Genomic DNA, 12477 nt, shown 5'->3' on the forward strand with positions numbered 1-12477 from the left:
GCCGGGGGGACCCCCCCAGCGGGTCCCGTCGCTACGCGACGTTCACGCGCTGTCCGGGCGGTGCCGCCTCCAGCCAGGCCAGGAAGCCGGTCAGGGCGTCGTCGCTCATCGCGAGCTCCAGCGGGGCGCCCTTGTGCAGGCAGCGCAGCACCACCGAGCCGGAGAGCAGGGCGAGTTCCTCCTGCCCCTGCGGGTAGCGGCGGCCGAGGACCTCGATCTCGGTGCGCGGCAGGACCCGGCGCGGGCGGGGGGCGTAGGAGAAGACCCGGAACCACTCGATGGAGTCGCCGCTGTAGCGGCCGATACCAAAAACCCACCCCTTGCCGTCGGTCTGCGGGACCGGGGCGGAGGTGGGCTGGCCGTTCTCGTCGAGATCCGGCTGCGTCGAGGCGTCGGCGGGCATTTTCAGGCGGTAGGAGCAGTCGAAGGTGCCGCCCACCCGCTGGATGAGGCGGCGGCGTACCGCGAAGCCGACCAGGCCGGCGATGGCGAGGACCACGACGGCCGCGCACACCACAAGGGCGAGGACCATGCTCACCTACCTCCTCGCTGCATCCCCGTGGCGGTCGACCCACGACCGCTCGTTCCTACCAACTGATGCGACAGTCCCGGGGTCACGCTGCAGGCGTCCCCGGGACCGTCGCTGAGGTCACATCAGGCTCAGTGCTGCGCCTTGAGGCCGCCGGCGGCGAGCAGCCGGACCTCGGCGCGCCGCTCGGCGTGCGAGTCGGCCTCGTTCTTGGCGTTCTCCAGGGCGCGCTCGGCCCGGGCGACGTCGATCTCGTCGGCCAGCTCGGCGATCTCGGCGAGGATCGACAGCTTGTTGTCGGCGAACGAGATGAAACCGCCGTGCACCGCGGCGACGACCGTGCCCTGGTCGGTGGTGCGGATGGTGACCGGACCGGTCTCCAGCACGCTCAGCACCGGGGTGTGGCCCGGCATGATGCCGGTGTCACCGGAGGCCGTACGGGCGACAACGATGGTGGCCGCACCGGACCACACCTTGCGGTCGGCTGCGACCAGCTCGACGTGCAGCTCAGCCAACGTGGGCTCCTTGGCTCTTGCCGGTCCTCGGGCACCCGGGCGAACGGGCGGCGGTCTCGGCAGTTTCGGTAAGAATAACGGTCACGCGCCCCCGGAACGAAACCAAGGGCCCGTACATGACCGGGATCACAGCAGATCCAGCGGTGAGGGGTGGCCCCCGACGGAGAGCCGGGGACCACCCCTCAACGGTTCGGTCTGCCGCGCAACCGGCCTGCGGTTACTTCTTCAGCAGCTCGGCGGCGTTGCGCTCGAGGTCGTCGATGCCACCGCACATGAAGAAGGCCTGCTCCGGGACGTGGTCGTACTTGCCGTCCGCGATCGCGTTGAAGGCCTCGATGGTCTCCGACAGCGGAACGGTCGAGCCGTCGACGCCGGTGAACTGCTTCGCCACGTAGGTGTTCTGCGAGAGGAAGCGCTCGATGCGGCGGGCCCGCTGCACCGTGACCTTGTCCTCCTCGGACAGCTCGTCGATGCCGAGGATCGCGATGATGTCCTGGAGGTCCTTGTACTTCTGCAGGATCCCCTTGATACGGACGGCCGTGTCGTAGTGGAGCTGCGTGATGTACCGCGGGTCGAGGATGCGGGACGTGGAGTCCAGCGGGTCGACGGCCGGGTAGATGCCCTTCTCCGAGATCGGGCGCGACAGAACGGTGGTCGCGTCCAGGTGGGCGAAGGTGGTGGCCGGGGCCGGGTCGGTCAGGTCGTCCGCGGGGACGTAGATCGCCTGCATCGAGGTGATCGAGTGACCGCGGGTCGAGGTGATGCGCTCCTGCAGGAGGCCCATCTCGTCGGCCAGGTTCGGCTGGTAGCCCACCGCGGAGGGCATGCGGCCGAGCAGGGTCGACACCTCGGAACCGGCCTGGGTGAACCGGAAGATGTTGTCGATGAAGAGGAGCACGTCCTGCTTCTCGACGTCGCGGAAGTACTCCGCCATGGTCAGCGCGGAGAGCGCGACGCGCAGACGGGTGCCCGGGGGCTCGTCCATCTGGCCGAAGACCAGCGCGGTCTTGTCCAGGACGCCCGAGTCGACCATCTCGTCGATGAGGTCGTTGCCCTCACGGGTGCGCTCGCCGACACCGGCGAACACCGACACACCACCGAAGTTCTCGGCGACGCGGTAGATCATCTCCTGGATCAGAACGGTCTTGCCGACACCGGCACCACCGAACAGACCGATCTTGCCGCCGGTGACGTACGGGGTCAGCAGGTCGATGACCTTGATGCCGGTCTCGAACATCTCGGTCTTCGACTCGAGGTCGGAGAAGTTCGGGGCCTTGCGGTGGATCGGCCAGCGGACCTGCACCTGGGACTCGAACTCGGCCTTGTCGACGTTCAGCACCTCACCGAGGGCGTTGAACACCTTGCCCTTGGTGATCTGGCCGACCGGGACGGAGATCGCCGAACCGGTGTCGACGACCTGCGAACCGCGGACCAGGCCGTCGGTCGGCTGCATCGAGATGCCGCGGACCAGGCCGTCGCCGAGGTGCTGGGCGACCTCGAGGGTCAGGGTCTTCTTGCCCGTGCCGTCGGGGTTGTCCACCTCGACGTGCAGGGCGTTGAACATGTCCGGAATGGCGTCGACGGGGAACTCCACGTCGACGACCGGGCCGATGACCCGCGCGACGCGGCCCGTCGCCGTGGTCGGCTCAACAGTGGTGGTCATACTCATTCGCTCCCCGCGCTAGCGTCGGCCAGCGCGTTCGCGCCGCCCACGATCTCGCTGATTTCCTGGGTGATCTCGGCCTGACGGGCCGAGTTGGCAAGCCGCGTGAGCGACTTGATGAGCTCGCCGGCGTTGTCCGTCGCGCTCTTCATCGCACGACGGCGGGCGGCGTGCTCGGAAGCAGCCGACTGCAGCAGCGCGTTGTAGATCCGGCTCTCGACGTACCGCGGCAGCAGCGCGTCGAGGACGCCCTCCGCCGACGGCTCGAAGTCGTAGAGCGGGAAGATCTGGTTCTTGGCCGGCGTCGCGTCGCTGAGTTCGACCTCGTCGATCCGCAGCGGCAGCAGGCGCTTGTCGATGGCGTTCTGCGTCAGCATCGACACGAACTCGGTCGACACCAGGTGCAGCTCGTCCACGCCGCCGGTCTCCGCGGTGAAGGCCTCGATCAGGTCCGCCGCGACCGTCTTGGCGTCCCCGTAGGTCGGCTTGTCGGAGAAGCCGGTCCAGGAGTTCGCCACCGCCAGGTTGCGGAAGCCGTAGTAGCCCACGCCCTTGCGGCCGACGATGTACGTGACCACTTCCTTGCCCTCGGAGCGGAGGCGGGCGGCGAGCGCCAGCGACTGCTTGATGGCGTTGGTCGAGTAGCCGCCCGCCAGGCCGCGGTCCGCCGTGATCAGCAGGACGGCGGCGCGCTTGGCGTTCGGGTTCTCGGTGGTCAGCGGGTGCTTGGCGGTGGACCGGGTGGCCACCGCGGTCACCGCGCGGGTGAGCTCGTCGGCGTACGGAGTGGAGGCGGCCACCGCGCGCTGCGCCTTGACGATGCGCGACGCGGAGATCATCTCCATCGCCTTGGTGATCTTCTTCGTCGCGGTGACGGAGCGGATGCGGCGCTTGTAGACCCGAAGCTGTGCTCCCATTGGGTCGTTACGTCCTTTCCCTCGCTACCGGACTCAGGCCTGCTCGGAGAGCAGCTTGCCGTCAGCCGTGGTGAAGCCCTGCTTGAAGGACGTGATGGCGGCGGTCAGCGCGTCGATGGTGCCCTGCTCCAGCAGGCCGGTCTCGACGATGCCGGCCAGGATGCCCTTGTGCTCCAGGCGGACGTTGTCCAGGAACTCGCGCTCGAAGCGGCGGATGTCCGCCACCGGGACGTCGTCCAGCTGACCGGTGGTGCCGGCCCAGATGGAGACGACCTGCTCCTCGACCGGGAACGGCTGGTACTGGCCCTGCTTCAGCAGCTCGACCATGCGCGCACCGCGCTCCAGCTGGGCCTTGGAGGCCGCGTCCAGGTCGGAACCGAAGGCGGCGAAGGCCTCCAGCTCGCGGTACTGGGCGAGGTCCAGGCGCAGACGGCCGGCGACCGAGCGCATGGCCTTGATCTGGGCGGAGCCACCGACGCGGGAGACCGAGATGCCGACGTTCACGGCCGGGCGGATGCCGGCGTTGAACAGGTCGGACTCCAGGAAGCACTGGCCGTCGGTGATGGAGATGACGTTGGTCGGGATGTACGCCGAGACGTCGTTGGCCTTGGTCTCGATGATCGGCAGACCGGTCATCGAGCCGCCGCCGAGGGCGTCGTTCAGCTTGGCGCAGCGCTCCAGCAGGCGGGAGTGCAGGTAGAAGACGTCACCCGGGTACGCCTCGCGGCCCGGCGGGCGGCGCAGCAGCAGGGAGACGGAGCGGTAGGCCTCGGCCTGCTTCGACAGGTCGTCGAAGACGATGAGGACGTGCTTGCCGTCGTACATCCACTCCTGGCCGATGGCCGAACCGGTGTACGGGGCGAGGTACTTGAAGCCGGCCGGGTCGGAGGCGGGAGCGGCCACGATGGTGGTGTACTCCAGCGCGCCGGCCTCCTCCAGGGCGCCGCGGACGGACGCGATGGTGGAGCCCTTCTGGCCCACGGCGACGTAGATGCAGCGGACCTGCTTCTCCGGGTCGCCCGAGCGCCAGTTGTCGCGCTGGTTGATGATCGTGTCGACGGCGACGGCGGTCTTGCCGGTCTGGCGGTCACCGATGATCAGCTGGCGCTGGCCGCGGCCGATCGGGGTCATCGCGTCGATCGCCTTGATGCCGGTCTGCAGCGGCTGCTTGACCGACTTGCGGGCCATGACGCCGGGGGCCTGCAGCTCCAGGGCGCGGCGGCCGGTGGAGGCGATCTCGCCCAGGCCGTCGATCGGGTTGCCCAGCGGGTCCACGACGCGGCCGAGGTAGCCGTCGCCGACCGGGACGGAGAGGACCTCGCCGGTGCGCTGCACCGTCTGGCCCTCTTCGATGCCCGAGAACTCACCGAGGACGACGACACCGATCTCGCGGGTGTCGAGGTTCAGCGCGAGGCCGAGGGTGCCGTCCTCGAACTTCAGCAGCTCGTTGGCCATGACCGAGGGCAGACCCTCGACCTTGGCGATACCGTCCATGGCCTCGGTGACCGTGCCGACCTCTTCACGCGAGGCCGCGTCCGGCTGGTACGACTGGACAAAGTCGGCCAGCGCGTCCCGGATCTCCTCCGGACGGATCGTAAGCTCCGCCATCAGGCTTCCCTGCTCTCCTAGTTTGCGATCCTCGGCCCGCCATTGAGGGCCGCAAGTGCTCGACTCTCGGCCGGGTCGGGTGAACCGGCCGTACGTTTTGCCGGCCCACCTGGTGTGGACCGACGCCCGACCGAGGGTCGGATAGTGCTGGTGCTCAGCCTTCGAGGCCCTGGCGAGCGCCTTCGAGGCGGCTCGCGACGGTGCCGTCGATGATCTCGTCGCCGATCTGGACCCGGACACCGCCCTGGACCGCGGGGTCCACGTCGATGTTCAGGTGGACCTGCCGGCCGTACAGGCCGGCCAGGGCGGCGGCGAGGCGCTGCTTCTGGACGTCCGACAGCGGGATCGCGCTGGTGACCAGGGCCACCACGCGGCCCCGCCGGGAGGCGGCGAGCTTGGAGTAGGACTCCAGGCCACCTTCCAGGCTACGACCACGCGGGTTGGTGACCAGGCTGGTGACCAGGCGGACGGTGCCCGCGTTGGCGCGGCCGCCGAGGAGCTTGCGGACCAGCGCGGCCTTGGCGGCGGCGTCGGCCTTCGGCTCGGTCAGCGCGGCGCGCAGCTCGTGCGAGCCCGCCACCACCCGGCCGAACCGGAACAGCTCGTCCTCGACGTCGTCCAGCGCGCCCGCCCTGTCGGCGGCGATGACCTCGGCGTACGCGGCGAGTTCCTCGACCGCGTCGACCAGGTCGCGCGGGCCGGACCAGCGCGAGCGGACCAGGCCGGAGACGAGGTCGACGCTCTCGCCGGAGACCTGGCCGTTCAGCAGCGAGGCGACCAGCTGGGCCTTGTCCTGACCGGACCGCGCGGGGTCGGTCAGGACGCGGCGCAGCGAGACCTCACGGTCCAGCAGCGCGGTGACGGCAGCGAGTTCCTCGGCGAGCTTGGCCGCGTCCACCGAAGTGTTGTCGGTCAGGCTCTCCAGGTTCTCGCGACCGGCGGCGAGTGCCTCGCGGCTCGCGCCGATCACTTGGACGCACCCTGGGCAGCGGCGGCCTTGGACTCCAGCTCGTCCAGGAAGCGGTCGATGACACCGCTCTGACGGGCGTGGTCCTCCAGCGACTCACCGACGATGCGGGAGGCCAGCTGGGAGGCCAGCGAGCCGACGTCCTGGCGAAGGACCGCGGTCGCCTGCTTCTTGTCGGCCTCGATCTGGGCGTGGCCGGCCGCGACGATGGCCTCGCGCTGGCGCTGGCCCTCCTCGCGCATCTCGTTGATCAGGACAGCGCCCTGCTCGCGGGCGTGCTCGGTGATCCGAGCGGCCTCGTGGCGCGCCTCGGCGAGCTCGGCGCGGTACTGCTCCAGCAGGGCCTGGGCCTCGGCCTGAGCGGTCTCCGCGCGCTTCATGCCGCCTTCGATGGCGTCACGGCGCTCCCCCAGCACCTTCTCGATGCTGGGGAGGAGCTTCTTGCCGAGGATGCCGAAGACGATGAAGAAGCAGAGCAGGCCGATGATGACCTCGGGCCACGCGGGGAGAAGAGGGTTCATCTTCTCTTCTGCCGCGAGGAGAACCTCGGGGGCCATATCAGAACCTTTCGTCGGAAGTGACTACCGGTGCGCCTGGCTCACTGGCCGTAGACGAACGGCATGACGATGCCGATCAGGGCGAGGGCCTCGGTCAGCGCGAAGCCGATGAACATGTTCGAACGGATCAGGCCGGCGGCCTCGGGCTGACGGGCCATCGCCTGCACGCCGTTACCGAAGATCAGACCGACGCCGATGCCGGGGCCGATCGCGGCGAGGCCGTAGCCGATGGAAGCGACGGAACCGTGGACACCTTCAGCGAGAGCGGACATCTCAGCTAATCCTTTGCGGGGATGGGATACCGGTGGGTGTTGGCCACCGGGAGTTCAGGGCGCGGCCGGGGCCGCGGGGCTCAGTGCGCCTCTTCCAGGGCACCGGCGATGTAGCTGCTGGCGAGCATCACGAAGATGTACGCCTGCAGGAACTGCACCAGCAGCTCGAAGGCGGTCAGACCGACGGCCACCACGAAGGACACCGAGCCGTACAGGGCGCCGATGGTGGGGCTCAGCAGGTACCACGAGGCCACCGAGAAGACGACGATCAGCAGGTGACCGGCGAACATGTTGGCGAAGGCTCGGACCGCGAGGGTGAAGGGGCGCACGAAGATGTTCGAGAAGAACTCGATCGGCACCAGGATGACCATGACCCAGCCCGGGATGCCCGACGGCCAGCAGAGGTTCTTCATGCCGCCGACGAAGCCGTGCTTCTTGAAGGTCAGTCCCATGTAGGTGACCCACACGATCGCCGCGAGCCCGACCGGGTACGCGATGCGCGACATCACCGGGAACTGGGCGAACGGGATGATGGACATGATGTTCATGATCCACACGAAGAAGAACATCGAGACCAGCATCGGGACGTACTTCTCGCCCTTTTTGCCGATGGTCTCCAGCACGATGCTCCGCTTGACGAAGTCGTACCCGATCTCGCCGACCAGCTGGAACTTGCCGGGGAGCAGCTTCGGCTTGGCGAACGCCGCCCAGAAGAAGCCGACCACCAGCAGCGCGCAGATGATCGCCAGCAGCATCGGCTTGGTGAACTCGACGCCGGCGACCGTGAAGATCGGCTTGAACTGGAACTCACCGAGACCGGGGGCCGGGAAGCCGCAGCCGGAGAAAAGGTGGCAACTGGCCTCGGAGGCGAGCTGGACGTCAGCACCCACCACAGACTCCTTCGTTCTGACGCATGGTTACGGCAACCTCGGTGTGTCGGCGCGGCCGGGGGCCACGGTGCGGCACTGGAACTTGTCGGATTTCTCGCTGACCCGGCGCGGCGCATATCCCCACCGCGGGATCTTCGAAAGCTTCGTGGAGCCGGGGGGCGATCCGTCCGATCATCGGAGGGACCTGGCCGCTTCCCGTACTCCGCCGTTGGGACGGACGATAGCAGTCCGTCAGGAGGGCATAAACACCGCCCCCCTCGCGAGGGGGACGGTATGCCCCGCTCACGGTTGACGCCCTGATTTCGGCTTGCCGTCGGGTTCCACGTAGAAGGTCTTGGCCTTGAGCCAGCCCCGCACCTGGAAGCCCATCCAGGTGATCACCAGGCCCAGCAGCGAGAACCCGAAGACCTTGTGGTCGAAGAAGGTGAGGTGCTTGGCCACCGCGAGCAGGATGCCGACCACCAGGATCTGGGTGGTGTAGACCAGCATCGCGATCGGCATCAGCATCTGCGGGTTGTTCCGGCCCAGCCGGACGAGGGCGATCTGACCGGCCCCGAAGAAGGCGATCACGACCACGGTCGCGAGCAGGGCGCCGAGCAGGCCCTTCCCTCCGGCGGCGACGAGGGCGGCCGCCATGGCGACCACTCCGGCGACCGCAGTGGGGATTGCGGCGCCACGGAGGATCCGGGCGTCGTGGGACGGCATGTCGGCAACTCCGGCGGCATGTCGGAAACGGGGGGCAGAGACACACGGGGGTGCGAGGACCTCGCCGCGGACAGCCGACTGAACGGCGAGCCCGTCGAGGGAGACCGACCGGGGACGGAAGTCCTCCACCTGTCAGGTCTTTCGGCGTGTTCTCGGTACTCGTGAACGGTATCACAAACTATTTGATGAGAGCTTTACCATGAAGGTGTGGTACCTGTCACACGGAGGGCCCAGGAGTGCCGCCGAACGGGTGCCGCCGAACGGCCCAACCGGAGTTGACCTGCCGTCAGGTGCGCGGCTCGCCGCGCGGCCCGACCGCCGTCGCGCCGGTGCCCATCCGCCCCAGCAGGGCCTTGTCCTCGGCCGACAGCTCGGCCATCGCGGGCACCTCGCCGCCGTCGCCGTCGCTCTCCCCGGCGGCGGCCTCCGGCCCCTCGCCGTCCCGGTAGCGGGGCGGGACGAAGGGCTGCACGGCCTTGGGCGCCCGCGGCTTGAAGCGCGGCATCAGCAGCACCGCGAGGCCGACCAGGCACAGGCCCGCCATCGACAGGATCACCGCGCGGCCGGTGTTGGTGACCGACACCGCGACGGTGCCGAAGGCGATCAGCGCGGCCCAGAAGTACATGATCAGCACGGCCCGGCTGTGCGAGTGCCCGACCTCCAGCAGCCGGTGGTGCAGGTGCTGCTTGTCCGCGGCGAACGGCGACCGGCCCGCCCAGGTGCGGCGCACCACGGCCAGCAGCAGGTCGGCCAGCGGCAGCGCGATCACCGTCAGCGGCAGGATCAGCGGGATGTAGATCGGCACCAGGGCGTGGATCGCGGTGGTCTGCGAACCGGTCTGCGCGGAGACCAGGTCGGGGTCGACGCGGCCGGTGATGGAGATCGCGGCGACGGCCAGCATCAGGCCGAGCATCATCGAGCCGGAGTCGCCCATGAAGATCCGCGCCGGGTGCAGGTTGTGCGGCAGGAAGCCCAGGCACATGCCGATCAGCACGGCGGTGAACAGCGCGGCGGGCGCGGCGTCGTTGATCCCGTAGCCGAGCCAGAGCCGGTACGAGTAGAGGAAGAAGGCCATCGCGGCGATGCAGACCATGCCCGCGGCCAGGCCGTCCAGGCCGTCGATGAAGTTCACCGCGTTGACCATGACGACCACCAGCACGACCGAGATCAGCATGCCCTGGGTCGGCGTGACCGGGACGGAGCCGTAGCCGGGCACCGGGATGGCGATGACCGTGATGCCCTGCCAGACCATCACGCCCGCGGCGATCATCTGGCCGCCGAGCTTCACCAGCGCGTCCACGCCCCACTTGTCGTCCAGGACGCCCAGCACGAACATGATCCCGGCCCCGGAGAGCAGCGCCTTGATGTCCGCGCTCTGCACGAACATCCGCCCCAGGCCGGAGAGTTGGGACGCGGCGAGCAGCCCGGCCAGCAGGCCGGCGAACATCGCGATGCCGCCGAGCCGCGGGGTGGGCTCGCGGTGCACGTCGCGCGCCCGGACGGCGGGCATCGCCCCGGCCGCGATGGCGAACTTCCGCACCGGACTGACCAGCAGGTAGGTCACCGCGGCCGATACGAACATGACCAGCAGATACTCACGCACCACCGGCCTCCAGGGTCGCGCTCGGACGGACGAGTACGCAGAGTACTCCCGCGCTGGTTCGGGGTTCGAGGTGCGTCGCCACGGAGCACACCTTATTGACTCCGACGCCCTGCCCCCGCATCGCGGTTCTCCCGGGCGGGCGACCGGGCGGGCGGCCGACCGGCGGCGGCCCGCCCGGACCGCTCAGCCCCGCCCGGCGAACGCCCCGGCTAGCTCCCGCACCCGCTGCCGCACCGGTTCGACCGCCGCCCCGCCCAGCACCCGCCCCAGCAGGGTGCCGACCTCGGCGAGCTCCGCCTCCCCCATCCCCTGGGCCGCGCAGGCCCCGGTGCCCAGCCGGATCCCGGAGGTCTCGGTGAGCGGCGCCGGGTCGTACGGGAGGGCGCAGCGGCCGAGCATCAGCCCGGCGGCGGCGCACCGGCGTTCGGCCTCCACGCCGGTCAGGCCGAGCGGGGCGACCGAGGCGGTCACCAGGTGGGTGTCGGTGCCGCCGGTGAGCGGCGGCGCCCCGGCCGCGACCAGTTCGGCGGCCAGCGCCCGCGCCCCGGCGACCGCCCGGCGGACGTAGTCGCCGTACGCGGGGGCGGCGGCCTGGGCCAGCGCCACCGCCTTGGCGGCCACCTCGTTCATCGCGGCTCCGCCCTGGCTGAACGGGAACACCGCCCGGTCGATCCGGTCGGCCAGGGCGGCGGTGCACAGCAGCAGGCCGCCGCGCGGGCCGCGCAGCAGCTTGTGGGTGGCGGCCACCGTGACGTCCGCGTACGGCACCGGGGAGGGCGCCGCGCCGGCCGCGACCAGGCCCGCGGTCTGCCCGGCGGCGGCGATCAGGTAGGCGTCGACCTCGTCGGCGATCTCCCGGAAGGCGGCCCAGTCGACGTGCCGCGGGTAGGAGATGCCGCCCGCCACGATCGCCTTCGGGCGGTGCTCGCGGGCCAGCGCGCGGACCTGGTCGAGGTCGATCCGGCCGTCGTCGGCGCGCACCCCGTAGCCGTGGAAGCGGAACCAGCGGCCGGAGAAGTTGGCGCGCGATCCGGCGCTCAGGTGGCCGCCGTGCTGCAGCGACATCGCGAGCACCGCGTCGTCCGGTCGCAGCAGGGCCGCGTAGGCCGCCAGCATCGCCGAAGTCGCGGAGCGGGGCTGGACGTTGGCGTGCGGGGCGGCGAAGAGTTCGCGGGCCCGGTCGATCGCCAGCAGTTCCACGGTGTCGGCGGGCGCGCAGCCGGTGTGGTGGCGGTGGCCGGGGTAGCCATCGGCGTACTTGTCGACCAGCGGGCCGGAGAGCGCGGCCAGCACGGCGGGGGTGGCCAGGTTCTCCCCGGCGAGCAGTTGCAGGCTCCCGGTCCGGCGTTCGGCCTCGGCGGTGAGCAGGTCGGCGATCAGCGGGTCGGCCGTGCGCAGGGCCTCGGCGGCCTCCCAGTGGGCGAGCGGGGCGTCGGCGACCGTCATGGTGCGGCTCCAGGCTGCGGTGGCGGGCAGGTTCCCCCAGCGTAGGTCGGCCCCCGCCGCCCGGCCCGCCCGCGCGCGCGGGCTTGCGCCTTTCCGGTTGTCGCCACCGCCTGCGCACGCAGTCTTCACAAATCCCCCACGGAAACTTTAGTGGAGGGCGCTCAACTCAGCGGGCCACACCCGTCAGTGCGGTCACCACCGGGTCCAGCGCGTCGAATATCTCCTCGCCGCAGTTGCGGAACATCCCGATCGGGGCCCCGTAAGGGTCCCTCAGCTCGTCGAACTCGGGCGCGGAGGCCAGCAGCCAGCCCCGCAGGGCGGCGGCCGAGCGGACCAGTGCGCGGGCGCGTTCGGTCAGTCGCGCGCCGTCCCGCGGGTCCGGCAGGGTGCGCGGGTCGACCCTTTGCACCAGACGGGTGAACTCCTTGATCGTGAAGGTCCGCAGCCCCGCCGCGTGCCCCATCGAGATGACCTGCGCCCGGTGGTCCAGGGTCGCGGTCAGCACCAGGTCGGCGTCGATCACGTGCTCGTCCAGCAGCTCCCGGCCCGCGAAACCGGCGCTGTCCGCGCCGTACTCGCCGAGCACCGTCGCCGCGTGCGCCTCCATCGGGGCCCCCTCGTGGCCCCACGTCCCGGCGCTCTCCACCACGATCCGGCGGCCGGTGCGCACGCCGAGCCGGGAGTCCAGCTCCAGCCGGGCCAGGCGCTCGGCGATCGGGGAGCGGCAGATGTTGCCGGTGCAGACGAACAGGATCCGGAAGGTGTCCAGCGGGAGCGGCCCCGGCTCCGCGAAGGGTGCCAGGGC

General features: G+C 70.2%; 13 protein-coding genes. All 13 read right to left on the reverse strand.

Annotated elements, in window-relative coordinates; translation table 11 throughout:
* Positions 1–31: 31 nt before the first annotated feature.
* Positions 32–532, reverse strand: coding sequence for a DUF2550 domain-containing protein (locus ACFY00_RS07395; protein WP_176190007.1), 501 nt, complete (start codon positions 530–532; stop codon positions 32–34).
* Positions 533–660: 128 nt separating this feature from the next.
* Positions 661–1044 carry a F0F1 ATP synthase subunit epsilon gene (locus ACFY00_RS07400; protein ID WP_033252989.1) on the reverse strand — a complete coding sequence of 128 codons (384 nt, stop codon included), beginning with the start codon at positions 1042–1044 and terminating at the stop codon, positions 661–663.
* Between the two features lie 217 nt (positions 1045–1261).
* The gene (gene atpD / locus ACFY00_RS07405; protein WP_388028216.1) at positions 1262–2707 is read right to left on the reverse strand and encodes a F0F1 ATP synthase subunit beta; all 1446 of its coding nucleotides are present in this window, start codon (positions 2705–2707) and stop codon (positions 1262–1264) included.
* A gap of 2 nt (positions 2708–2709) precedes the next feature.
* The gene (locus ACFY00_RS07410) at positions 2710–3624 is read right to left on the reverse strand and encodes a F0F1 ATP synthase subunit gamma (protein ID WP_033214710.1); all 915 of its coding nucleotides are present in this window, start codon (positions 3622–3624) and stop codon (positions 2710–2712) included.
* Between the two features lie 33 nt (positions 3625–3657).
* Entirely contained in the window at positions 3658–5232 is a 1575-nt protein-coding gene (gene atpA, locus ACFY00_RS07415; protein WP_030909523.1) for a F0F1 ATP synthase subunit alpha, read from the reverse strand.
* Positions 5233–5386: 154 nt separating this feature from the next.
* Entirely contained in the window at positions 5387–6202 is an 816-nt protein-coding gene (locus ACFY00_RS07420) for a F0F1 ATP synthase subunit delta (protein WP_388028218.1), read from the reverse strand.
* Complete coding sequence (locus ACFY00_RS07425; protein ID WP_030457724.1) at positions 6199–6756, reverse strand: F0F1 ATP synthase subunit B; 558 nt, start codon at positions 6754–6756, stop codon at positions 6199–6201. The genes ACFY00_RS07420 and ACFY00_RS07425 overlap by 4 nt, the downstream gene beginning before the upstream one ends.
* 41 nt (positions 6757–6797) lie before the next feature.
* Positions 6798–7028, reverse strand: coding sequence for an ATP synthase F0 subunit C (atpE, locus tag ACFY00_RS07430; RefSeq protein ID WP_285734887.1), 231 nt, complete (start codon positions 7026–7028; stop codon positions 6798–6800).
* Between the two features lie 80 nt (positions 7029–7108).
* Positions 7109–7918: a F0F1 ATP synthase subunit A gene (gene atpB, locus ACFY00_RS07435; protein ID WP_388028220.1), complete on the reverse strand. Its 810-nt coding sequence runs from the start codon at positions 7916–7918 to the stop codon at positions 7109–7111.
* Positions 7919–8200: 282 nt separating this feature from the next.
* Positions 8201–8623, reverse strand: coding sequence for a hypothetical protein (locus ACFY00_RS07440; RefSeq protein WP_388028221.1), 423 nt, complete (start codon positions 8621–8623; stop codon positions 8201–8203).
* 286 nt (positions 8624–8909) lie between these two features.
* Positions 8910–10226: an MraY family glycosyltransferase gene (locus tag ACFY00_RS07445; protein WP_388028223.1), complete on the reverse strand. Its 1317-nt coding sequence runs from the start codon at positions 10224–10226 to the stop codon at positions 8910–8912.
* A gap of 183 nt (positions 10227–10409) precedes the next feature.
* The gene (gene glyA / locus ACFY00_RS07450; RefSeq protein ID WP_388028225.1) at positions 10410–11672 is read right to left on the reverse strand and encodes a serine hydroxymethyltransferase; all 1263 of its coding nucleotides are present in this window, start codon (positions 11670–11672) and stop codon (positions 10410–10412) included.
* Between the two features lie 166 nt (positions 11673–11838).
* Entirely contained in the window at positions 11839–12474 is a 636-nt protein-coding gene (locus ACFY00_RS07455; RefSeq protein ID WP_193588046.1) for a protein-tyrosine-phosphatase, read from the reverse strand.
* Between the last annotated feature and the right edge of the window lie 3 nt (positions 12475–12477).

Source organism: Kitasatospora sp. NPDC001540, from assembly GCF_042894345.1.
In the GTDB taxonomy this organism is placed as follows: Bacteria; Actinomycetota; Actinomycetes; order Streptomycetales; family Streptomycetaceae; genus Kitasatospora; species Kitasatospora phosalacinea_C.